We start from the raw sequence: 23,037 nt of genomic DNA on the forward strand, positions 1-23,037 counted from the left end.
GCGACTTCCGACGTTCTTTCTACGAGAGCAAGAAGACGAGGAGACTCAGTCCCATCGCTGCCATCGCGAGCAGGACGGCCAGTGCGCCTCCCATCGAGACCATCGCGTTGGCGTGACTGGCGAGCGTCTCCGTTCTATCGTTGCCGAACACCGTTACCCGCGCGTGAGCCGAGTTCATCCCGACGGCGACCGGTTCGCGGTCGGCGAGGGCTGCCTCCGTGAGGTCGGCGATGACTCGAAGGAGCTCCGTTTGGTCGAGCGCCTCGCCGACCTGGTTCGAGGACTCGACCCGGTTGACGATGTGGGTGTCGGTCGTCATGACCTCGGCGAGGTCGACCTCACCGGGCAGGGCGTCGACGATAGCTTCCCTGAGCCCGGGTTCCATGTTGTTCCCGTCGATCAGGATGTAGGCCGTCGTCTGGCCGTCGGTCGTGACGCAGGCGACGCGAACCCCGAGCGGGCCGATGCCGTCTTCGGGCTCCCAGTGGGTCTCGTCCCAGGCGGTCCCGACCACGACCGGGGCCTGGGGCGCGTCGTGGAGGCTCTCGGCGGCCGCCGCGGCGGCGCGCATCATGTCGAACGAGCGCTCGCTCCCCGGCGTGATGTGTCCGAGGTCCTCGCCAGCGAGACCGTTGTTGCAGTTGTGCGCGTCCACGAGAAGGACGTCGTCGAAGCCACCGGAGCGCGCCTCGGCAGCGGCGGAGAGGCCGACGGCGTAGTCGACGTCGTCGGCGAACTCGGGGGCGTGCGTGCTCACGAGCAGGAGGTCATCGCCGAACGCCTGGGCCAGAATCTTCGCGTCGCCGACCTGTGTCCGGATGCTCTTCGTCGCCGTGTCGCCGAACTCGATGCCGTCGTACGCCTCTTTCGCCCGCTCGATGATGGTGTCGACCTCGCGTTCGGTGACGAGGTTGAAGTCGTGACCCGCGGTCGCGTGTGGCGGGAACGCCAGGCCGTCGGCGGCGTCCGCGACCCGCTTCGGAAGGTTCCCGCCGCCGATCTCGCCCATCGGCCCGGGGTGTATCATCGGCAGGACGAACCGCGCCTTCTCGGTGCCGTCGTCGCGTTCGAACGAGAGGACGGTGACGGGGACGACCGCCTCCTCGCCCAGCTCTTCGAAGAAGGTCTCGAGTTCACGGGTGCCATCCGCGATGTGGCCGATGAACCCACCGAGGAAGTCGAGGACCGAGACCCCGAGACTGCGTTTCCACGGTCTGTCGATGATGACGAGGAAGAGCCAGACCGCGGTCCCGTAGAGGAGACACACCAGGGCGAGGATGACGAAGTCGGTCGGTGCGACGGCCGAGAGCGAGGCGGGCCCTTGCTGGGGACGCGAGAGGTAGGCGTCGAGGATGGGCCCCCCGGCGTCGATGAACCGGAGCGTTCCGCTGTAGACGAACAGGAGCACCGCCGCGGCGACGGTCTGGATGCTCGCTGGAATCGCAGCACGGGGGATGGAGTGCTGTGAGACGGCGGCGACGACCAGCAGCCGGAACGCGAACGCGGACGCCAGTCCGACGTACAGGACGTCGAAGACGAAGTTCTGACCGAGGTCGAAGACCAGCGCGGCGGCACCGCCGACCGCCAGTAGGACGACGACGAGTATCTCACACAGCAGCGCCAGCAGCGATGCCCGATTCGCGGTGAGCTGGCCGCCGAGGCGTCGGTCCACCACGCTCGTCAGGACCGAGGCGGCGAACGTCGGGATGCCGATGAAGAAGATACCCTGCCAGATGTCCTCCAGCCAGAAGCTGTTCTCGAACACACCGATGCCCGTCACGGCAGCAACGACCATCGCGAAGGCCAGACTCTTCTCCCACCGCGGTGCCCGGAAGATGTACCGGGACATGCTGGCCAGGTCCCCCTGGGTCGCCGTCATTGTGTCCTATCCTCGCGTGAGACCGGATAAAGGTGCCTTGATTGTTCCTGCTGGTCTTCCCGCCGAATCAGCGAAGGCTCACTCACAGAGCGCGACGAAGTTCTCGAACACTTCCTCGCCCTCTTCGGTGTGGCTGACCTCGGGGTGCCACTGGACGCCGTAGAGGTCGCGGTCGGTGTTCGACATCGCTTCGACGCCGCAGACGTCGCTGGAGGCGGTCACGGAGAAGCCTTCAGGGACCTCCTTGACCTCGTCTGCGTGACTCGCCCAGACCCGCGTCTCCGGGTAGAGCGAGCCGAGCAGCGGGTCGTCCTCGTCGAGGACGTCGACGGTCACGTCCGCGTAGCCGCCGTACTCGCCGGACCCGACCGTGCCACCGAGCTCCTTGGCGATTATCTGCATGCCCAGGCAGATACCGAGGACGGGCACGTCGAGGTCGAGGTACTCCGCGGAGCGACCGCGTCGGTCCATGTCCGGGCCGCCCGAGAGGACGATACCGTCGGCTTCGACCTCGCTCGCGGGCGTATCGTTGTCGACGACCTCGCTCTCGACGCCCATGTCGCGCAGGGCGCGGTGTTCGAGGTGTGTGAACTGACCGTGGTTGTCCACGACGACGATTCGTGTCATGGAGTCGGGTTACGTGCCCGTGCTCAAAAACGGTCCGAATCCGGCTCGGGATGTGCACGTTCGAGCGGGTGCGGCGACGTCCTCACCGCACGGGCTGACTTCTTCGCGCCCCCTCCACCCACTCGGCGGCCGCTGCGTCTCACCCTCGTTCGCAGTTCGCTTCGAACCACTCCTCCTTCCCAGGCCGCTGCATGCCACATCACGGCTCACTGGGGCGAATGCTGTCTACCTGCCGGCGCGACAGACTCAATTCCCCCCGCCCACAACGGAGCCACAGATGAGTGACGAGGTGTCGAACGACGAGGAGCGGGACGAACAGCAGTCGCGTGTCGCACCGGCGGCGACCGACCACCAGGGGCTCGCGTCGCTGCTGTCCCGGCACGACCTCGCGTTCGCGAAGGATCCTCGGGAACCGGACGACCCGACGGTATTCGAGTTCGACCCCGATGCGGACCCGGCGGAGACGTTCCCGCAGTCGGTGGCCAGCGGCGGACCGACGACGAGCGGCGTCATCCTCTGGACGCGCATCGCGCCGGACGCGTTCGAGCCCGACCTTCCGCTCGCGGTCGAGGTCGCCGAAGACGAGTCGTTCGAGGAGGTGGTACACCGAGGAATCGTCGACGACGGGGAGGCCATCGAGGCGCACGACTACACCGTGAAGGTCGACCTCGACGGGGTGCTCGATTCGGGCACCCGCTACTTCTACCGGTTCGTCTACGGCGAGACCGCGAGTCGAGTCGGACGCTGTCGGACGGTACCGGCTCCCGGTGACTCCCTCGACGAACTGTCGCTCGCCGTCCTCACCTGCCAGAACTACTCGAACGGCTACTATCCGGCGTACCACTACGTCGCCGAGGAGGACGTCGACTTCGTCGTCCACGTCGGCGACTTCATCTACGAGTCCGACGACGACCACTTCAAGAGCCGGTTCGCGCCCGAGTATCCCGGACGGGAGAAGGAGCTCCCGAGCGGCCACAGCCGCGTCCACACGCTGGCGGACTACCGCTACCTCTACCGACTCTACAAGCGCGACCGGTTCCTCCAGCGGGCACTCGAGCGCCATACTCTCATCCCCGCGTGGGACGACCACGAGATAGCGAACGACGTCTGCTGGGACTACGAGGCCGACGCGCCGACGGCCGACCACCCGAAGGGCGACGACCCCGAGTTCATGACCCGACTGGCGGCCGACGCGATGCACGCCTGGTGGGAGTACATGCCCGCGAGGATCGGGTACGACCACGAGGCAGAGCGCCTCCAGGACCGCTTCCGGCTCTGGCGGACGACGCAGTTCGGCGACCTCGTCACGCTCGTCATGACCGACGAGCGGCTGTTCCGCACGCGCGGGCGGGACCTCCTGCTCCCCACCGAGCGCGCCACTGCGCCGGAGCGCGAACCGGCCGGCCGGACGATGCTCGGCCCGGACCAGCTGTCGTGGTTCATCGAGACCGTGGGGGAAGCCGACGAGGCCACAACCTGGACCGTCTGGTCCGACGAGGTGCTCACCATCCCGTTCAAGGTCGGCTCCGGCGTCGGGACGCTCTACCCCGTACAGGGCGGCTGGGACGGCTATCGCCGCGAGCGGCAGTACCTCGTGAACGCGCTGGCGGCGAAGGACGTCGAGAACTTCGTCACGATCACCGGCGACATGCACTGCTACATCGCGGGTTACCAGCAGACGGAGTACCGGGGACCGCTCGACACGAGACTCGTGGGTCCCGTCCCGGCCGAGAAACGAATCGGGGTCGAGTTCATGACGCCCGCGCTCACGAGCCTGAACGTCGCAGAGGCAGTCGGCGCGACCCGGGGTCGGTGGGCGAAGCCGACGGAGAAGCTCCTCCGGACGGCGGTGACCGCGATGAACCCGCACATCGAGTTCTTCGACAGCCACCACTGGGGCTACTCGGTCGTCACGTTCACCGAGGACGACTGCACCTACGTCGGCTACAGCGTCGACAAGTCGGTCGACTCGGCGGACGCCGACCGCGAGGTCGTCGTCGCGCTTCGCTGTCCAGAAGGGAGAGTCGAGCTGGAAGATGTAACCGACGAGTACCAGTAGTCGGGACGAATCGACGCGGCGGAGACCGAGAACGACCGGTGAAACTAAGCATCCCGCGAAAGTTCACCAGCACATGGAACTCCCCATCGACACCGACCATCCGTCGTGGCTCTCGGCGGCCGGCGTGTTCGGCGGCTACACCGCCATCCTCGTCGTGATGACGATTCTACTGTTCGCGGTCCCGTACGCGTTGTTCGTGGTGCTCGGATAGCGGCCCGTTCGCCGTCGCACCTTCTCACGAGTTCGTCTACCGGTGACCGAGAGCGGTAGTTCGTCGCTCTCGAAAATGCGGACGACCAGCCTACGACCGCCAGTACGCCTTCGTCAGCAGCACCAGCACCGGGAATATCTCGAGCCTGCCGATCCACATCAGGGCGACCATGAACAGCTTCGACTGCGGCGTGAAGGCGAGGTAGTTGTTCATCGGCCCGACGAGGTCGAGCCCCGGGCCGATGTTCCCGAGCGTCGCGGCGACCGCCGTCATCGCCTCGATGGGGGTGAGGGCCGTCGGGCCGAACAGCGAGGCGTCGAGCATCAGCACCAGCGTCGACAGGAAGAAGAGCGCGAGGTAGAGGAGCGTGAAGGTGTAGATACCCCGAAGCGCCCGTTCGTCGAGCGGGCGGCCGGCCAGACGAACCGGTCGGACCGCGTTGGGGTGGACGGTCGAGAACAGTTCACGCTTGACCGACTTGAGGATGACCAGCCACCTGATTATCTTGATGGCACCCCCGGTCGACCCGGCGGAGCCGCCGACGAACATCGCGATGACGAGGACGTACTGCGCAGGACCGCTCCAGGCGTTGAAGTCCATGCTGGCGTAGCCGGTCGTCGTGACGATGGAGACGACCTGGAAGGTCGAGTGGCGGAGTGCCGCTTCGACGTCGCCGGCGATGGGGAAGGTGTAGTCGACGAACGCCGGATTCACGCCGTCGTAGAGGGCTATCTCGGCGACGTTCCTGAGGCCCGGGTCGACGAAGAGGAACAGCGCGCCGACGACCGAGAGTGCGCCCATTATCGCGAGGTAGAACCGGAACTCGGCGTCCTCGAGCACGGTCCGGTAGTCGCCGGCCGTGACGTGCCAGAACAGCGCGAAGTTCGTCCCCGCGGCGGCCATGAACGGGATGATGAGCCACTGCACGGCCGCGGTGAACGCCTCGATGGAGCGGGCCTCGGGTGAGAAGCCACCCGTCGCCATCGTCGTGAACCCGTGGGCGATGGCGTTGTAGACGGTCATGTTCGGAGCCATCCCGGCGAGGTGGAGCACGTACAGTAGCGCCATCTCCAGCAGAGTGATACCCGCGTAGATGACCCAGAGCGCGCGCGCCGTCTCGGCGATCCGGGGCGTGAGCTTCTCGATGCCCGGACCGGGTGCCTCCGCGTCCATCAGCTGTGCCCCACCGACCGAGAGTTCCGGGAGAATCGCAACGGCGAGAACGACGATACCCATACCGCCGAGCCACTGTGTCTGCTGGCGCCACATCATCAGGGCGCGCGAGTGGCTCTCGAAGGAGATATCGCCCATCACCGTCGCCCCCGTGGTGGTGAACCCGCTCATGGTCTCGAACAGGGCGTTCGACGGGTTGTGCAGGGTCGACGTCGTGAGGTAGACGAACTGCCCGTCTTGCCACGTCAGCCCCTCTAACACGTACGGAAGGGCACCGACGAGCGAGACGACGAACCACGTGAGGGCGACCATCAGGAAGCCCTCGCGGGCGCGGAGGTCGGGGTCTGGGTCGAGTCGCTCCATCGCCGTTCCGAGCGCCACCGCGACCGTGGCGGTGACGAAGAACGGTAGGATGTAGGGCACGAACTCGTCGCCGTAGATGAAGCCGGTGAGGATGGGGACGACGAGCGCGACGGTGAGATACTTGACGACGGTCCCGACGAGGCTCAGACTCGCCCGCCAGTCGACCTTCAGTTTCATAGTTGGGGTGCGACCTCGTCGAGGACGGTCGCATCGAGGAAGACGACGATGTGGTCACCCGGTTCGACCACCGTGTTCCCACGTGGGGTGATGAGTTCGTCGCCCCGGGTGATCGCCCCGATGACGACGCCGCGCGGGAGTTCACCGACCACGTCGCGGATCGACCGGTTCGCGAGCATGCTCCGGTCGTCTATCTCTATCTCGAGAACCTCCGCGCGGTCGGACTCGATGATGGCGACGTTCTCGGTGTGCTCGGCCCGGGTGAACCGGGTTATCTCCTCGGCGGTCACCTCGCGCGGGTTGACCGCGACGTCGACGCCGACGGCCTCGAACACGTCGACGTAGCTTCCGTTCTCGACGATGGCGACGGTTCGCCGCGCACCGAGGCGTTTCGCGAGCAGCGAGACGAGCAGGTTCTTCTCGTCGGATTCGAGTGCAGCGACGACGAGGTCGGCGTCGGCGATGTGTTCGTCGACGAGGAAGTCCATGTTCGTCGCGTCGTTCTCGAGGACGATGCTCCCGGGCAGCTCCTCTGCGAGTTCCCTGGCGCGTTCCGGGTCGCGCTCGATGACTCGCGGCGTCGCCCCGCGCGCCTCGAACAGCCGAGCGACCTGGTAGCCGATCTCACTTCCGCCGATGATGAACACCTCGTCGGCGGTGTCGAGCGACTGCGATTCCGTGAGCGAGGTCGCGAACTTGCGGACGCTCTCGGGACTGCCGATGACGACCACCTGGTCGCCGGGTTCGATGACCGTCTCTCCGCGGGGGATGGTCACGTCGCCGTTTCGGATGATGGCGGCGAAGGTGAGCGACTCGAACCGGTCGGCGTTCTGGACGGTCTGGTTGGCGACCGTCGACCCCTCGTGTATCTCGAACTGGGCCATCCGGACCCGACCGCCGGCGAAGGAGTCGACGTCCTGTGCGCCGGGCAGCCCGGCGATTCTGACGACGGACTGGGCGGCGAGCAGGTCGGTACAGACCATGAAGTCGACGCCGAAGGCGCCTTCCGAACCCTGCCAGGTGTGCAGGAAATCCGGTTTCTTGACCCGGGCGATGGTGAACGGGTCACCGCAGGTCTTGGCAGTCGAACACGCGACGATGTTCGCCTCGTCGCGGTCGGTACTCGCGATGAGCATATCTGCCTCTTCGATTCCAGCGTCCCTGAGCGTCGAGAGCGACGTCCCGTCGCCCTCGATGGGCAGGACGTCGAGTTCGTACGTGAGTTTCTCGACGCGGTCGCCATCCATGTCGACGACCACGACCTCGTGAGACTCAGAGAGACTGGCGGCGATATTCGAGCCGACTTCACCAGCTCCGATGACGATTACGCGCATACGAGATGGACCCGTGTCTGACGAATCCGTTGACAGGGGGAGGGTAAGAGGGTTGTTATTCTGCGAGCGGCGTCACCCGGCCGTCGTCGATATCTGCAGGTCGACCGCCCGTCGCTCTCCTTCGAGGTCAGCGACGATGCGCTCGACGATGCGGGTCGCCTCCTTCTGTATCTTCGGCTTGACCTTGTCGATGACCCACGAGAGTGAGACGAACATCGGGAGGTCGATGTTGCCCGCCTTCACCGAGTCGCTGTCGTACTCGACGATGAAGCGGACCCGAGAGGCGGGCTTCTCGTCGTCTGGTGCTTCCTCCGGTACCTCCTCGACGAGCCACTTTCCGACCGCGTCGATGTCCTTCAATATCTTCCAGTCGATGACGTTGGGCGGGTCGACTCCCGTCACCTCAGAGTGAGCGGTGTAGTGGAGCTTCCACCACTCGAAGTGGAGGTCGTACCGGGTTCCCGGCTCGCCGTCGCCGAACTGGTCGACGCTATTCAGGTACTTCGAGTAGCGAGCGTAGCGCGGGAAGTCCACGAGGAACTCGTAGACCTCCTCTGGCGACAGATAGACGACGGTCGTGACCTCGACTCGTTCCACAGGAGCAGTTCAGCCACGCCGAAGGTAAGCCTTTCCACGGCAGGTGTCAGGAACCTCGAGGGCGGCGATTCCGCGAATGTCCGCCCTGGTGCGCGCTCACGAGTGGAACAGAATACGGCTGGGGGGTGTGGTGCTGTTCCGTTTCTCGGTTTCGTCGCGACTCGTGGACTGCTCGGTGGACGCGTCACGAGATCCGAACGGAGGAACTCGTTCAGAAAGTCGATAACGTACGATTTTTCCACTCTCCAATCCGACACACCTGCAATGGATACACAGTACGACGTCTGCATCGTCGGCGGTGGCGTGTCCGGCCTCTCTGCGGCCATCTTCACCGCCCGGGCCGGCCTCGAGACGCTCGTCGTCAACGACGGCGAACCCATCCTCTACCGCAACGCCCACCTGGAGAACTTCCCCGGATTCCCGGCCGGCGTCGATGCCCGGCGGCTCCACCGGCAGATGCTCGCCCAGGCCGAGAACGCGGGCTGTGAGTTCAGAGACGCCCGGGTCACGAACGTTCGCCAGCGCGAATCTGGAGACGGGTTCCGCGTCGTCGCCAGCCTCGGGGCAGAGCCGGGCGAGCTCGACGTACGGAGAGTCGTCGCCGCCTCGTGGTCCGACTCGTCCTACCTCGACGAGACCGGCGTCGAACTGGACACGCGGGGCTCGAAGACCTACGTCCCGGTCGACCACGCCGGCCGAACCGACGTCGAGGGCATCTACGCAGCGGGTCGGCTCGCCGACCAGTACCACCAGGCCATCGTCTGTGCGGGTCACGGCGCGACGGTCGGGCTGACCATCGTCCACGAGTCCAACGTGAACTTCTACCACGACTGGGTCACGCCGGAGGGCTACTTCACCGGCCGCGGCCGGGACGTTCCGCCGGGCTGTGAAGAGATAGACGACGACGAACGGCGCGCACGGGACCGGGCAGCGAGGGACGCGAACGCGGCCTACACCGTCCCGCTGGACGACGAACCGCGGATGCATCCGAGCGTCGATCTCGACGACGGCGAGGACTGAACCGCGCCTCGGGGACCGGGCAGCCGTCATCGGAGACGGCGTCGGTGTTCTCGAAGACTGCTTCTCCCGCGACACGACCGATACACCCGTAACCCGGGCCCACGAACCCCCGGCCATGATGCTCGAAGGCGTGAACGTCGCCCTCGGCGTGACGGGCTCCATCGCGGCCGTGAAGACGGTCGAGCTGGCCCACGAGTTGCGCCGCCGCGGGGCGACCGTGCGGGCGGTGATGACGGGCAGTGCGCAGGGAATCGTCCACCCGTGGGCGGTCGAGTTCGCCACCGAGAACGACGTCGTCACGGAGATAACCGGGAAGGTCGAGCACGTCGCATTGTGCGGCCGTGACGAGTGGGCGGACGTCCTCCTCGTCGCTCCGGCGACGGCGAACACCGTGGGGAAGATAGCCAACGCGGTCGACGACACCCCGGTCACGACCTGCGCGACGACGGCCATCGGGGCCGGCGTCCCGGTCGTCGTCGCGCCCGCGATGCACGAACCGATGTACGACCATCCAGGCGTGCTCGAGTCCATCGAGAAGCTCGAGTCGTGGGACGTCGACTTCGTCGAACCGCGCATCGAGGAGGAGAAGGCGAAGATAGCCGGCGAAGACGCCATCTGCCTCGCGGTCACCCGGGCCACGAGCGAACAGCCCCTCGCCGGGAAGTCGGTCGTCGTCACCAGCGGTGCGACCTCGGAATCGGTCGACCCCGTGCGCGTGCTGACGAACCGCTCCTCTGGCAAGATGGGCCGCGCCGTCGCCAGGGCCGCATACGTGCTCGGAGCGGACGTGACGCTGGTCCACGCCAACGTCGGACCCAGACCGGTCTCCCGGGACGCCGAGATACCCGACGTGACCTACGCCGACCTCGTCGAGGTCGAGTCCGCAGGCGAGATGCTGGATGCGACGATGGCTGCCTGTGACGATGCCGACGCCCTGGTCTCGGTCGCGGCGATCTCGGACTACACGGTCGAGCAGAGCGACGAGAAGATCCGCTCCGGGCAGGAGGAACTGACGCTCTCCCTCTCCCCGACGCCGAAGCTCATCGACCGGGTCCGCGAGGCTCAGCCGGACCTCCGCATCGTCGGCTTCAAGACCGAGACGAGCGGCGAGGACGAGAAGATGGTCGAGGCCGCGAGGAAGACGCTCGACCGGGCCGGCCTCGCCTTCGTCGTCGCGAACGACGCGAGCGTCATGGGATCGGACGAGACGAGGGCGCTGCTCGTCCACCAGCAGGCGTTCACGGAGTACCGCGGGACGAAGGAGGCGCTGGGGATGGAGGTCGCGGGGGCGCTGGCGGCGACGTTGCAGTAGATTCTAAGAGGACCGTCATTTCCGCCGCCTGACGGTCGGTCGCCGGTTCGGAGAAGCAGCGTCACCAGTTCAGAGAAGCAGCGTCACCAGAGCGGCGACAGCCACGCCGATGCCGAACACGGCATATATCGATTGCATCGTCCCCCGCGACAGCGGTGCGTCGTCCGCGTTCACCGGCTCTCTACGTGACATGTACACTCCCGTGAGGACGACCACCGCGGCGATGGTGTCGTCCGCGAGCGGCGTGACCGTCCGGCCGAAGAGGGTCTTCCCACCGGCGATAGCTTCACCGAACACGACGGCACCCGCGGAGAGGAGTGTGACTCCTGTACCGCCGAGCAGCGAAACCACGACGACCTTCCCAACCGACTCGTCCATCACGCGCCAGCTGGGATCCGACGTCTTCTGCACAGTGAGGGCGATGGCCATCCCGACTGCGATTCCGGCCAACACGAGCCATTGCGGTAGCATTCCGGATAACTGGTTGTAGAATTGAGATAGGGTTTCTGTCCCCCGGTCGGACGGCGCGTCGCTCCGTTCCTGAAACGGTGATTTCACCCTGGGCGACACTTTTGTCCTCTACCTATCTACGTGGGAGCATGTACCGGAGGCAGGTCGTCGCTGGGTTAATCGCAGTTCTCCCGGTCAGTGCAGGCTGTACCTCGCTCGACGGGGCCGACGACCGCGAGCTGACCGTCTCCGACCCACCGGCGTGGCTCGTGACGGTGAACGGCTGTCCAGAAGCCGACCGTGTCGCGACGCTCGTCCTCGCCGAACCCGCCGACTTCGCGACCGAGACCACGGCCGTGCTCGACTACGGCGACCTGTCCGACCCGGCCGCGCTCGTGGCTCGGTTCGCCGTCCAGCACGGCACAGCGGCGACCTGTTCCGACGTTCGAGGATTCTCGCAGTTACTCGACGAGGTGGGAGACCTCGCGACTGGCCCGTACCGAGAGGAGCATCACGAGTCCCCGGACAGCATCGTCATCCGTGTCGATTCCCGCCACTACCGGCTCGTCACGTTCGTCGTCGACGACCAGGTGGTCGTGAACTGAGAGAAAAAGCGGTTCAGTCGTCGGCCGGTTCCGCAGACTCCGCCGCGTCGCCCCGTCGGCGGCCGGCGTCGATGCCCGCGCCGGACACCGGCCACTCGACCTCTTCGAGGAAGTCGACGCCCATCTTCCGGGCCGACCGGGAGATCATGTGCGCGCCGGTCGGCGCGGTCAGGAACAGGAAGAGGATGCCGACCAGCGACTCGAGGCCGACGCCCTGGAAGTCGAAGTAGACGAAGCCGGCGAGGAACATCGATGCCGCGCCGAGGGTAGTCGCCTTACTGGTGGCGTGCATCCGGTTGTAGACGTTGGGGAGCCGGATGAGACCGATGGTCCCGACGAGCAGGAAGAAACTGCCCACGAGGACGAGCGCCGCGACGACCGCGTACTGGATGGTGGATGCGAGTGCCATGGTTATTCGATGATGTCTCCTTCGGTGACGTACCGTGCGACCGCGATTGTGCTGATGAAGCCGATGATGGCGAGCACGAGGCTCACGTCGACGAACAGCCCGCGCTGCTGGATGATGGCCCAGAGCACCGCGATGGCGACGACGTTCGTCCCGATGGTGTCGAGTGCGACGACCCTGTCGGGCGTCGTCGGCCCGCGAATGACCCGGTAGGCACAGACCAGCGTGACGAGGCTGGCGAGGACGAGACCGAAATCGAGCACGAGGGTGAACCACTCGGGCTGTGCAGCTGCACTACTCATCGGTCTCACCTCCCTCGTCCTCTGCGACCTCCTCGATGTCGCCGGGCACCCTGTCGTCCAACTCGGGCACGTCAGCCGCGGGGTCGAGCTGCTCGTCGAAGATGACGAGGGCGTAGTCCTCCCAGCGGCGGATAGGTTCGACGAGCGATTCGTAGCCGTCCGCCGCGATGGCGTGAACGTACAGTGCGTTCCGGTCTTCGTCGTAGTCCATGGTGAGCGTCCCCGGAGTGAGGGTGATGGAGTTCGCGATGGTCGTGATGGCTATGTCGGACTGCACGCGCAGAGGCACCTCGACCACGACCGGGTCGATGGGCATACTCGGTGCGAGCACCCGCTTGGCTACGTCGACGTTCGCCGTCAGCAGCTCCCAGAGGAAGACGCCGACGTAGGCGAGCAGGGCTGGAACGACGTGGATGGTCCGGCGGATGCCGTAGGTCGGCCGGTAGAAGCGTCGGAACGCGTACGCCGTCGGCATCCCGACGACGAGCCCGAGGATGAACTCGCCGAGCGCGAGGAACGGTTCGTCGACGACGTGTATACCGCGGACGAGGATCCAGAGCACCGCGAGGCCGAGGCCGATGGTCGGCCACTTTCGGACGCCCTCGCTGGCTTCGCCCCGTGAAACGTCTTCGAACGCCGATTCATCCGTCGCACCGTTCGACTCGACCGTCTCCATGTCACTCATCAGTGTCCACCTCCGGATCCGTCCACGATGGTCTCGTGCAGGTCGACCGCCTCGATGTAGGCGTCGGTGTTCGTCGCCGCCTGTGCCGCGTCTATCGCCGCGCTCACGACCGGGTCGAAGGCGACGCCGACCACGACCACGGAGACCGCGAGGACGAGCACGATAGCTACCAGCCCGGTCGGCCGGCTCGCCACGTCGACGGCCTCCGTGGGGGTCCCCCAGAAGCCGCGGTTCCAGGCTCGCGTGAAGTACGCGATGGTGAGTATCGCCCCGACCAGTGCCAGGCCCACACCGGCAGCGGAGCCGGCATTGACCGCGGCGTCGAAGACGAGGAACTTCCCGAAGAAGCCCAGCAGCGGCGGGATACCCACGAGGCCGAGCCCGGCGAGGAAGAACGCCGCCGAGAGGAACGGGAGCCGCTCGACCAGCCCGCCGAGGCGGTCGAACTCGGTCGTGCCGACGGCGTCGTCGACCGCGCCGACCACGAGGAACAGCGCACCCTTCGCGAGCGCGTGGTTCAGCGAATAGACGAGCGCGGCGGTGATGCCGAGGACGGCGAGCGAGCCGAACGGTTCCGGTGCGCCGTAGCCGCCTACGACCCCCAGACAGGCAAACGCGAGCGGGAGGACGATGAACCCGACCTGCCCGATGCTGGAGTACGCCAGCAGGTCGTCGATGGTGTCGCGGTTGACCGCGGCGAGACCACCGACGAGGATGCTCGCACCGCCCATGACGAACAGGACGGGGCCGAAGAACGCGAGCATCGAGTCACCGGCCATGCCGGGGAACGACAGCGAGAGGTCGGCGGTGCTCGCGTTCGCGAACACGGTGAAGTACAGCCTGACGATGGCGTAGACACCGACCTTCTTGACCACGCCCGCGAGCACGGCGGCGACGGGCGCAGGTGCCGCGCGGTAGGCCGCGGGTACCCACCACTGGAACGGGACGATGCCCGCCTTCAGCGCGAACACGACGAACAGGATGGCCGAGAGGCCGAGCACCGGCGCGATGCTCTCGATACCGAACGCGGCCGGGTCGGCGAGCCGCCGGGCGAGGTCCGCCATGTTGAGCGTCCCCGCCGTCGCGTACAGACCGCCGATAGCGAGCAGCATCAGTGCGCTCCCGACGAGGTTCAGCGTGACGTACAGGAGCGCCGCGCGGGTCTGCTCCGGTCCGGAGTAGAACACGACGAGTACGTAGCTCGACATGAGCATCACCTCGAACCAGACGAACAGGTTGAAGATGTCGCCGGTGAGGAACGAGCCGGTCACGCCGACGAGCATGAAGTGGAACAGCGGGTGGTAGGCCAGCCGCTGGCCGGTCTCGTCGACGTACAGCACCGAGAAGACGACCGCCGCCAGCGAGACGACGGCCGAAAGCGCGAGCATGAAGACCGAGAGGTCGTCCGCGATGAGCGAGATGCCGAACGGGGCGCTCCAGTTCGACAGCTGGTACGTCAGGATGTTCCCGGGCGCGGCCTGCACCTGCTGGTACAGATAGGCGACCGCACCGAGGTAGCCGACGCCGCCCAGCAGGCTGATCGCCTGCTGGAACCGGCTGGTCCGGTGTGCGACGAGTGCGACGATGGCCGTCAGCAACGGCACGAGCAGCGGCGCGATGACCGCCACGGGGTATTCAGACATCGTCAGCGTCACCTCCGCGACCCAGCTGCAGCAGGTCGATGGTCCCGTGTTCCTCGTAGACCCGGTAGGTCAACACCAGCGCGAACGCGGTCGTCCCGAAGCCGATGACGATGGCGGTGAGGACGAGCGCCTGGACCAGGGGGTCCGTGACGGCTCCCGCCCCTTCGCCGTGGTGACCGAGGACGGGAACGCCCCCGTCCATGACCCCCATCGTCACGAGGTAGACGTTCGCCGCTTGCGAGATGATGCTCACGCCCCAGACCACTCGAACCACGTCGCGCCGGAGGACGAGGAACGTCCCGAGCGCGAACAGCAGGCCGAGCACCGTGGCGAGGACGAACTCCGTCATTCGCCACCCACCACCGAGAGGATCGTGAGGAGCCCACCGACGACCACGAAGTAGACCCCGATGTCGAAGACGAACGCGGTCGCCCAGTGGATGGCGAACAGCTTCCCGAACAGGAGCTCGCCGAGCGCGCCGAGCCCGACCGATTCGGGTTCGAGCGTCGCGTCCGTCTGGTTCAGGAAGGCGTCACCGAACGCCATCGCACCGACGCCACCGAGGGCCGCGACGAGCAGACCGAGCGCGAACAGCGTCCGGAAGTCCGTCACGATGGCCGGACGGTCGATGCCCGGCGTCCCGTCGACGTCACGGTCGAACAGCGTGTCTTGCAGGTAGTCGAGCCCGAAGATGACGTAGACGAGGGCGAAAGCGGCCGCAGTCAACACCCCCGCGATGAAGCCGCCGCCCGGGAGGTTGTGTCCCTGTAACAGCAGGGCGATCGCGACGACGAGGATGATGGGCACGACGATTCGCGCGACGGTTCGTGCGATGACCGTCGTATCGTCTGAGTACGTCATTGCATCTCACCTCGTTCGCGCATCGCGACGAGTGTCACGACCGACAGTGCCGCCATCGCGACGACCGAAATCTCTCCCATCGTATCGAAGGCACGGAAGTCGACGAGGATGACGTTGACGATGTTCGTCCCACCGGCGGCGGGATACGACGCCTCGGCGAGCGCCCGAGCGATAGTGTCCGGCTGACTCGCGGTCGTCACCAGGACCGTCACGAAGACGACAGAACCGACGACCAGCGAGAGTGCGCCGTCGCGCAAGATGCGCCCGCGGTGCCACTTCCCGTAGAAGGCCGGGAGCTTGTCCAGCACGAGCAGGAAGATGACGAGCACGAGCGTCTCGACGACGAGCTGGGTCAGTGCGAGGTCGGGCGCGTCGGCGAGGATGAAGAATATCGCCACCATGAAGCCCAGAATCGAGAGGGTGAGCACGCCCGCGATGTGCGAGGGCGCTCGGCTCACCGCAAGTGCGGCCACGACGGCGAGCGAGAGCACGAGCACGACCGGGACGGACGTTGCCAGGCTGACCTCCTTCAGGACGACCGCCCAGAGGAACAGGCCGCCGAGTGCGAACACGACCAGCGCGCCCGCGACCGTGGCGACCTCGAGCGAGGCGTTGCTGAATACGACCGCCGCGACGACGAGGACGCTCACGACGAGCACGAGCGGGAGGACGGTCCCGAGACTGGCCGGAAGCGGTGGTACCGCGCCGGCGGCCACGTACCCGAGCGCGGCGAGTGCCGCGAAGCCAGCGATGGTCCACGTCGCGTAGGTCCGGAGGTAGCCAGGCTGGACCGTCTCGCGGAACCCGTCACTGGTTGGGTTGAGTCCTTCCGTGGCGTTGTCGTACCACCAGTTCGCGCGGACGGGCCCGCGCAGGAGCGACCGGATACCGTCGTGCAGGCGCTCGTACTTCGGGTAGGCGACGACGCCCAGCGCGATGGTGATGGCGCTCATCGCGGCCCACGGGGTCGCCTTCGTCGGGAGGTGATAGTGGAAGTCCGCGGACTCGGTGCCGAGCGGTTCGACCGAGTGGATGACCTCGGCGACGAAGTGGTCGAGCGGGCCGAGGTAGACGTGGAACGTCGAGGTGATGCCCGCGAGCCCGACGATGCCGGCCAGCGTCGCCAGCACGGCGGGTGGCGCGAGCATCGAGACGGGCGGTGAGTGGACGTGGCCCAGCTCGTCCGGTTTCTCACCGAAGAACAGCATCACGAACCGGATGGAGTAGAGGAACGTGAACACGCTCCCGAAGACGGCGACGACGGGTATCAGCCAGAATAGCCCGCCCGACGCCGCCCCGGTCTCCCACGCGCCGTGGAACAGGAACTCCTTGGAGTAGAAGCCGTTGAACGGCGGGATGCCTGCCATTCCGAGTCCAGCGACGGCCGCGATTACGGCCGTGACCGGCAGGTCCTCCCGCAGTCCACCGAGTTCGGCTATCTTCCGCGTGCCCGCCTCGTGCGCGATGATGCCGGCGACGAGGAACAGGGTCGCCTTGAACAGCGCGTGGTTCAGAATGTGGAAGGCGCCGGTTTCGGCACCCAGGTGGCCGGCGAAACCGAAGCCGGCGATGATGAGTCCGAGGTGGGACGCGGTCGAGTACGCGAGCAGTTCCTTGATGTCGGTCGCGGCGACGGCGAGGATGGCCGTGACGGTCATCGTCAGCAGCCCCAGCACCGCGAACGCGAGCGTCCACGCCTCCAGACTGCCGGGGTGTGCACCCTCGGGGAGGAACAGCGGCCGGAACCGGCCGACGAGGTAGACGCCCGCCTTGACCATCGTCGCGGAGTGGAGGAACGCCGAAACCGGGGTCGGTGCCTCCATCGCGTTCGGCAGCCAGACGTGCAGCGGGACCTGTGCGGACTTCGCGGCCGCACCGATACCGAGCAGTGCGAGGACGAGGACGAAGACGCCCTTCTCTTCCATCGTCGTCCGCATCAACTCCGCGTTCTCTGCGCTCCCGAGGATCGCGTTCTCACCGCCGTAGAGTGCCCACGTCGCACCGCCCAGCGCGTCTGCGCTGACGGTGTGGAGCACGACGAAACCGATGAGCATGAACAGGCCGCCGGCGACCGTGATGAGCATCGATTTACGGGCGGCGTACTGCGAGGAGTCTTCGCGCGTGTAGTGCCCGATGAGCAAGTACGAGGTCAGGCTCGTCAGCTCCCAGAACAGGAACAGCGAGACGAGGTCTGCGGCGAGTGCCACGCCGAGCATCGACCCCATGAACGCGAGCAGCGTCGCGTAGTACTTCGGCTGTCCGGGTTCGCCGTGCATGTAGCCACCCGAGTACGTGAGGATGGCGACGCCGACGCCGCTCGCCAGCGTCGCGATGAGCAGCGAGAGGCCGTCGACGTAGAACTCGAGGGTGACGCCAAGTGTCGGTATCCAGTCGATCCCGGCCGTCCCGTGGGTTCCGTACAGCTGGGAGACGAGCCCCAGACAGGCCAGTGCGACCGACGCAGCGAAGTACGCCGTGCGTTCCCCGAGTATCCGGTAGACGAGGGGAACGGCAGCCGCACCGAGGAACGGGAGTCCCACGAGGGCGAGAAGGACCGTAAGGTCCGGTGTCATAGCTATCTGAAGACGAGGACAGGGCAGACTTAGTTCTTCTCAAACCGACGGCCGGGCATCATCAGTACGAAACGTTATGTGGGCCGCCGATGCAGGTAGGGTGAATGCATCGCGGCTGCGACGACCGATGGGCAGACGGACAATCGGTTCCACGTGGTGAGCATCCGTGAGTACTGCGACGGTCTCTTCCGACGGAGAGCTCTCGAAAGGGGAGATATTCGATGTCCTCCGCAACCAGCGACGCCGCTTCGTCCTCCAGTATCTCAAGCGCCGGGACGGGCCCGTCGAACTCGGAGACCTCGCGACGCAGGTCGCCGCGTGGGAGTACCACACCCCCTGTGAAGACGTGACCTCCGAGCAGCGCAAGCGGGTCTACACGACGCTCCAGCAGACACACCTCCCGCGGATGTCGGAGGCGAACATCATCCAGTACGATTCGGACGAGGGACTCATCGAACCTACACCACGCTCGCGCGACCTCTCAATCTACCTCGAGATCGTCCCCGGGAGCGAACTCCCGTGGCGGGAGTACTACCTCTCACTGGGCGCGGTCAGCACGGCTCTCTGTGTCGCGGTCTGGTTCGGTGTCTATCCCTTCACCGTCATACCCGACATCGCGTGGGGCATGCTCATCTCGCTCACGTTCACCGTCTCCGCAGCGGTCCACAACTACTACGAACAGAACATGCGACTCGGCGAGCTGGAGATACCGCCGGAGCTCGACATCGAGTGAGAGCTGTCGACTATAGAGACAGTATCGGTGGCCGGTTCGTTTATCAGGTCCGACGAGTAATCAGGACAAGATGAGACTCCGGGCTCTCCTGACGGACGACGACGCGCTTTCTCCGGTCATCGGCGTGGTGCTGATGGTCGCCGTAACCATCGTACTCTCCGCCGCGGTCGGCGCCTTCGTCCTCGACATCGGCACGGAGGTCACGCAGAAGTCGCCGTCGATGGTCGTGGAGTACAACATGTCGGTGGATGGTGCCGGGACGGACTCGGTCGAACTGGCGCATGCTGGTGGTGACACAGTCGATGCTGAGCGGCTCCTCGTGACTGTCGGTGGGACCACGGTCTACGACAGTGGAAGTGACGAGACTGGGGGTACCAACATGGCCCTGACGACCAACGAATGGACCGGCGACGTGACGAGTGGAAAGACTCTCGTCATCGAGGAGACGGGCGGCAATCCGATTACGCCCGGGAAGCGCGTCCTCGTCGTCTGGAACAAAGGGAGCAAGTCGTTCGTCCTGAGTCAGCGGACGCTTGACTGACCGCGGCCGCCCGCCACTCCTGTCCACCCACCACCACGTAAGAGAGGGTGTCGCACCGGTGGTCGCAATCGTCACCTTCTTTTGCTGGTTCGTACCACCTACGACATGGACCAACTGAAGGAGTCCCTCCTCGACGCGCCCATCATCGAGAAGAACGGCTACCACTACTTCGTCCATCCCATCAGCGACGGCGTCCCGCAACTCGACCCCGGCCTCCTCCGCGAGATCGTCATCCGCATCATCCGGAAGGCGGACCTGGAGGACGTCGACAAGATCGTGACACCGGCCGCGATGGGTATCCACATCTCGACGGCCGTCTCGCTCATGACGGACATCCCGCTGACGGTCATCCGCAAGCGAGAGTACGGCCTCGACGGCGAGGTATCGCTCGCCCAGCAGACCGGTTACTCCGAGAACGAGATGTTCATCAACGACGTCCACGAGGGCGACCGCGTCCTCGTCCTCGACGACGTGCTCTCGACCGGCGGCACCCTGGCCGCCGTGCTCGGCGCGCTCGACGACATCGGCGCGGACGTCGTCGACTGCGTCGCGGTCATCAAGAAGGTCGGCGGCGAGAACAAGATCGAGGACTCCCCGTACCACGTGAAGACGCTCATCAACGTCGACGTCGTCGACGGCGAGGTCGTCATCGTCGACGAGCGCGGCGACGACTGATGTAGATCTCCTGTCGCCCGGTTTCACTCGTTCGTTCTCTCACGACCGGTTAGTGTGCCGAATCCCTTCCCTGAGAGAATGTCAAATACTGCTTTGACTCAGTGATAGCTATTTATGACTGGGTCCTGATGTGTTACCAGAGAATGTCATTCGTTGTAGAGTCTGGCTGTATACACCGAGTGAACCGTCACGGTCGCCGGACGTCGTTCTCGAACGACTAGTGATTCTCGATGTCCTTCCTCGAAGTCAACGACCTGTCGGTCACGTTCGACACCGACTCCGGTACCGTACACGCGGTCGACGACGTCTCCTTCGACGTCAGCCGTGGTGAAACCGTCTGCATCGTCGGCGAATCCGGCTCCGGGAAGACGGTCACGAGCGAGTCTGTCACCAGGCTCATTCGAGAGCCACCGGGGCACGTCTCCGCCGACCGTGTCGATTTCGAGGGTGAGGATCTCCTCTCGTTCTCCAAGAGACGGTTGCGCGAGGTTCGGGGGAGCCGTATCGCACACGTCTTCCAGAACCCACAGGGGTCGCTCAACCCGGTCTACACCGTCGGCCGGCAGATTCGTGAGGCCATTCGCCTACACGAGGACGTCTCGAAACGTGACGCGAGAGAACGGTCGGTCGAATTGCTCCACCGCGTCGGTATCCCCAAGGCGGGCGAGCGCTTCGACGACTATCCGCACGAGTTCTCCGGCGGCCAGAAACAGCGCATCGTCATCGCGATGGCGGTCGCCTCGAACCCGGACCTGCTCATCGCGGACGAGCCGACGACGGCACTCGACGTGACCATCCAGGCGCAGATCCTCGGGCTCCTGCGTGACCTGCAGGACGAGTACGGGATGTCGCTGTTGCTCATCACGCACGACCTCGGGGTCGTCGCCGAGGTCGCCGACCGCGTCGTCGTGATGTACGCGGGGAAGGTGATGGAGACCGGAGACGTCTTCGAGGTGTTCGAGCAGCCATCGCACCCGTACACGCAGGCCCTGCTGGACTGTCTCCCCGGCCGGCGAGACGGTACGGACGGGATACCGGGAACGCTCCCGGACGCGACGGACCCACCTGCGGGTTGTCGGTTCGCGCCACGGTGTCCACACGCCATAGACACCTGTCACCAGGGGGAACACCCATCACCCGTCCCGGTCGCGGAGGGGAGCGAGGACCACACGGCCGCCTGTCTCTTCCACCACGCTGGATACGATGCGGAGACGGTGATGCGGTCAGAGACCGGCGAGGAGTCGACGCACGCGACCGGCGAGGAGAGCAACGGAGCCGCCCCCGGCTCCAGACCTGGTGACGGGACTCGTGCCGACGGAGGTGACGACAGATGAGCGGCGACTCCACCGATACCACGCCCCGCGACGCCGGCGACGGACGAGCCGACCCGCTCCTCGAGGTCCGCGGATTGACGAAACACTACCCCATCACCGACGGATTCCTCCGCTGCGAGACCGGCCGGGTAAAGGCCGTCGACGGCATCGACTTCACGCTTCACGAGGGAGAGACGCTCGGGCTCGTGGGCGAGTCAGGCTGTGGCAAGTCGACCGCCGCGACCTCGTTGCTCCGGCTCGAGGAGCCGACGGATGGCGAGATTCTCTACCACGGCACGGTCCCGGACGGCGACGACGGTAGCCGACTCTCCCCGCTTCGGAACCGACTCTCCGCCGCGGCCGACGAGCACGACCCACGCGACGTCGTCGGCTTCTCGTCCGCCCAGCTCAAGCGGTTCCGTCGCTCCGGACAGATGGTGTTCCAGGACCCGACGAGCTCGTTCGACCCGCGGATGACCGTCGGCGAGTCCGTCGAGGAACCGCTCGTCGTCCACGGGATGAACGACGCGACCCGCCGGAAACGGATCGTCGAGGACCTGCTCGAACGCGTCGGGCTGTCCGCGTCGGACTACGACCGCTACCCGCACGAGTTCTCCGGCGGCCAGAAACAGCGCATCGCACTCGCGCGTGCGCTCGTGGTCAACCCCGAGTTCGTCGTCGCCGACGAGCCCGTCTCAGCGCTCGACGTCTCCATCCAGGCGGAGATACTCTCGCTCATCCGCGACCTGCAGGACCGCTTCGGTCTCTCCATCCTGTTCATCAGCCACGACATGGGCGTCATCCGGGAGGTCTGTGACCGCGTGGCCGTGATGTACCTCGGCGAGATCGTCGAGGTGGCACCGACCGAGGAGCTGTTCGAGAACCCACAGCACCCCTACACCCAGGCATTGCTCGCATCGATTCCGAAGCCCGACCCGCGCCAGCGCGGACTCGACGTGGAACTCACCGGCGACGTTCCCAGTCCAGAGAATCCACCATCCGGCTGTCGGTTCCACACGCGCTGTCCGGAGGTCATCCAGCCCGAAGGAACCGACCTTCCGCAGGAGCAGTGGCGGCGCGTCCTCGACTTCCGGTATCAGGTGCTCGCCGGCGAGGTCGACCGGGACGGTGCGGTCGCGCTCGCACTCGCACAGGGCGACGCCGCCGACGAAAGCGACCTGTCGCGGGCCGACCTCCGACGAGCGCTCCGTGCCGAGTTCGATCTCCCCGACGAACTCGCGAGCGACGAGGCGGAGTCGACGCTCAGCGAGGCGGTCGACCGACTCCTCGAGGAGAGGGACGAACAGGCAACGAGCCTGCTCGAAGCCGAGTTCCGGACAGTCTGCGAACGACGGGCGCCCGACCTGGAAGGCGTCGACGACAGACACGTCGCCGCCTGTCACCTCGTCGAGCCCGAGGCCGAGACCGAGGCCGAGGAACCACACCCGGCCGGCGACTGAGGCGACGTGGCTCGGCGCTCGTCGAGTGAGTTCGGCAA

At 66.1% G+C, this 23,037-nt stretch carries 23 protein-coding genes; 10 read left to right on the plus strand and 13 right to left on the minus strand.

Annotated elements, in window-relative coordinates:
- Positions 1-19 precede the first annotated feature (19 nt).
- Positions 20-1,879 (minus strand): DUF2070 family protein, encoded by a 1,860-nt coding sequence (locus ACSC1Y_RS13505; protein WP_435335442.1) that lies wholly within the window; start codon positions 1,877-1,879, stop codon positions 20-22.
- Positions 1,880-1,957: 78 nt separating this feature from the next.
- A complete protein-coding gene (locus ACSC1Y_RS13510; protein ID WP_435335443.1) occupies positions 1,958-2,506 on the minus strand; it encodes a GMP synthase subunit A in 549 nt (182 codons plus the stop codon).
- A 277-nt stretch (positions 2,507-2,783) separates the two neighbouring features.
- On the opposite strand from ACSC1Y_RS13510, the gene ACSC1Y_RS13515 reads away from it, so the two are divergent.
- Together ACSC1Y_RS13515 and ACSC1Y_RS13520 are read left to right on the plus strand one after the other, a co-directional pair.
- Positions 2,784-4,565 carry an alkaline phosphatase D family protein gene (locus ACSC1Y_RS13515; protein ID WP_435335444.1) on the plus strand — a complete coding sequence of 594 codons (1,782 nt, stop codon included), beginning with the start codon at positions 2,784-2,786 and terminating at the stop codon, positions 4,563-4,565.
- A 73-nt stretch (positions 4,566-4,638) separates the two neighbouring features.
- Complete coding sequence (locus ACSC1Y_RS13520; RefSeq protein WP_435335445.1) at positions 4,639-4,776, plus strand: hypothetical protein; 138 nt, start codon at positions 4,639-4,641, stop codon at positions 4,774-4,776.
- Between the two features lie 90 nt (positions 4,777-4,866).
- On the opposite strand, the gene ACSC1Y_RS13525 is transcribed toward ACSC1Y_RS13520, so the two are convergent.
- The 3 genes from ACSC1Y_RS13525 to ACSC1Y_RS13535 form a co-directional block, all read right to left on the minus strand.
- The gene (locus ACSC1Y_RS13525) at positions 4,867-6,489 is read right to left on the minus strand and encodes a TrkH family potassium uptake protein (protein ID WP_435335446.1); all 1,623 of its coding nucleotides are present in this window, start codon (positions 6,487-6,489) and stop codon (positions 4,867-4,869) included.
- On the minus strand, positions 6,486-7,823 hold the full coding sequence (trkA, locus tag ACSC1Y_RS13530; RefSeq protein ID WP_435335447.1) for a Trk system potassium transporter TrkA: 1,338 nt from the start codon (positions 7,821-7,823) through the stop codon (positions 6,486-6,488). The genes ACSC1Y_RS13525 and trkA overlap by 4 nt, the downstream gene beginning before the upstream one ends.
- A gap of 72 nt (positions 7,824-7,895) precedes the next feature.
- Entirely contained in the window at positions 7,896-8,420 is a 525-nt protein-coding gene (locus ACSC1Y_RS13535; RefSeq protein WP_435335448.1) for an SRPBCC family protein, read from the minus strand.
- Between the two features lie 264 nt (positions 8,421-8,684).
- Between ACSC1Y_RS13535 and ACSC1Y_RS13540 the strand changes: the two genes are divergently transcribed.
- Positions 8,685-9,440 carry an NAD(P)/FAD-dependent oxidoreductase gene (locus ACSC1Y_RS13540; protein WP_435335449.1) on the plus strand — a complete coding sequence of 252 codons (756 nt, stop codon included), beginning with the start codon at positions 8,685-8,687 and terminating at the stop codon, positions 9,438-9,440.
- A 118-nt stretch (positions 9,441-9,558) separates the two neighbouring features.
- Positions 9,559-10,752: a bifunctional phosphopantothenoylcysteine decarboxylase/phosphopantothenate--cysteine ligase CoaBC gene (coaBC, locus tag ACSC1Y_RS13545; RefSeq protein WP_435335788.1), complete on the plus strand. Its 1,194-nt coding sequence runs from the start codon at positions 9,559-9,561 to the stop codon at positions 10,750-10,752.
- A gap of 69 nt (positions 10,753-10,821) precedes the next feature.
- On the opposite strand, the gene ACSC1Y_RS13550 is transcribed toward coaBC, so the two are convergent.
- Positions 10,822-11,223 (minus strand): hypothetical protein, encoded by a 402-nt coding sequence (locus ACSC1Y_RS13550; protein ID WP_435335450.1) that lies wholly within the window; start codon positions 11,221-11,223, stop codon positions 10,822-10,824.
- Between the two features lie 128 nt (positions 11,224-11,351).
- Between ACSC1Y_RS13550 and ACSC1Y_RS13555 the strand changes: the two genes are divergently transcribed.
- Positions 11,352-11,807 (plus strand): hypothetical protein, encoded by a 456-nt coding sequence (locus ACSC1Y_RS13555; RefSeq protein WP_435335451.1) that lies wholly within the window; start codon positions 11,352-11,354, stop codon positions 11,805-11,807.
- 13 nt (positions 11,808-11,820) lie between these two features.
- Here ACSC1Y_RS13555 and mnhG read toward each other — a convergent pair whose 3' ends face one another.
- From mnhG to mbhE, 7 genes are read right to left on the minus strand one after another with little or no spacing between them, the layout of a single operon-like run.
- Complete coding sequence (gene mnhG, locus ACSC1Y_RS13560) at positions 11,821-12,216, minus strand: monovalent cation/H(+) antiporter subunit G (protein ID WP_435335452.1); 396 nt, start codon at positions 12,214-12,216, stop codon at positions 11,821-11,823.
- Positions 12,217-12,218: 2 nt separating this feature from the next.
- The gene (locus tag ACSC1Y_RS13565; protein WP_435335453.1) at positions 12,219-12,515 is read right to left on the minus strand and encodes an MrpF/PhaF family protein; all 297 of its coding nucleotides are present in this window, start codon (positions 12,513-12,515) and stop codon (positions 12,219-12,221) included.
- Positions 12,508-13,200, minus strand: coding sequence for a Na+/H+ antiporter subunit E (locus tag ACSC1Y_RS13570; protein WP_435335454.1), 693 nt, complete (start codon positions 13,198-13,200; stop codon positions 12,508-12,510). Before ACSC1Y_RS13570 ends, ACSC1Y_RS13565 begins: the two co-directional genes overlap by 8 nt.
- On the minus strand, positions 13,200-14,843 hold the full coding sequence (locus ACSC1Y_RS13575) for a complex I subunit 5 family protein (protein WP_435335455.1): 1,644 nt from the start codon (positions 14,841-14,843) through the stop codon (positions 13,200-13,202). Before ACSC1Y_RS13575 ends, ACSC1Y_RS13570 begins: the two co-directional genes overlap by 1 nt.
- The gene (locus ACSC1Y_RS13580; RefSeq protein WP_435335456.1) at positions 14,836-15,192 is read right to left on the minus strand and encodes a sodium:proton antiporter; all 357 of its coding nucleotides are present in this window, start codon (positions 15,190-15,192) and stop codon (positions 14,836-14,838) included. The genes ACSC1Y_RS13575 and ACSC1Y_RS13580 overlap by 8 nt, the downstream gene beginning before the upstream one ends.
- Positions 15,189-15,704: an MnhB domain-containing protein gene (locus tag ACSC1Y_RS13585; protein ID WP_435335457.1), complete on the minus strand. Its 516-nt coding sequence runs from the start codon at positions 15,702-15,704 to the stop codon at positions 15,189-15,191. The genes ACSC1Y_RS13580 and ACSC1Y_RS13585 overlap by 4 nt, the downstream gene beginning before the upstream one ends.
- Positions 15,701-18,277 carry a hydrogen gas-evolving membrane-bound hydrogenase subunit E gene (gene mbhE / locus ACSC1Y_RS13590; protein WP_435335458.1) on the minus strand — a complete coding sequence of 859 codons (2,577 nt, stop codon included), beginning with the start codon at positions 18,275-18,277 and terminating at the stop codon, positions 15,701-15,703. The genes ACSC1Y_RS13585 and mbhE overlap by 4 nt, the downstream gene beginning before the upstream one ends.
- A 166-nt stretch (positions 18,278-18,443) precedes the next feature.
- Between mbhE and ACSC1Y_RS13595 the strand changes: the two genes are divergently transcribed.
- From ACSC1Y_RS13595 to ACSC1Y_RS13615, 5 genes are all read left to right on the plus strand, one after another.
- Positions 18,444-19,010 carry a DUF7344 domain-containing protein gene (locus ACSC1Y_RS13595; protein ID WP_435335459.1) on the plus strand — a complete coding sequence of 189 codons (567 nt, stop codon included), beginning with the start codon at positions 18,444-18,446 and terminating at the stop codon, positions 19,008-19,010.
- 70 nt (positions 19,011-19,080) lie between these two features.
- Complete coding sequence (locus ACSC1Y_RS13600; RefSeq protein ID WP_435335460.1) at positions 19,081-19,551, plus strand: archaellin/type IV pilin N-terminal domain-containing protein; 471 nt, start codon at positions 19,081-19,083, stop codon at positions 19,549-19,551.
- Positions 19,552-19,656: 105 nt separating this feature from the next.
- The gene (hpt, locus tag ACSC1Y_RS13605) at positions 19,657-20,226 is read left to right on the plus strand and encodes a hypoxanthine/guanine phosphoribosyltransferase (protein WP_435335461.1); all 570 of its coding nucleotides are present in this window, start codon (positions 19,657-19,659) and stop codon (positions 20,224-20,226) included.
- 230 nt (positions 20,227-20,456) lie between these two features.
- Positions 20,457-21,560: an ABC transporter ATP-binding protein gene (locus ACSC1Y_RS13610; protein ID WP_435335462.1), complete on the plus strand. Its 1,104-nt coding sequence runs from the start codon at positions 20,457-20,459 to the stop codon at positions 21,558-21,560.
- A complete protein-coding gene (locus ACSC1Y_RS13615) occupies positions 21,557-22,999 on the plus strand; it encodes an ABC transporter ATP-binding protein (RefSeq protein ID WP_435335463.1) in 1,443 nt (480 codons plus the stop codon). Before ACSC1Y_RS13610 ends, ACSC1Y_RS13615 begins: the two co-directional genes overlap by 4 nt.
- Positions 23,000-23,037 lie beyond the last annotated feature (38 nt).

Source organism: Haloarchaeobius lipolyticus, assembly GCF_051208015.1.
In the GTDB taxonomy this organism is placed as follows: Archaea; Halobacteriota; Halobacteria; order Halobacteriales; family Natrialbaceae; genus Haloarchaeobius.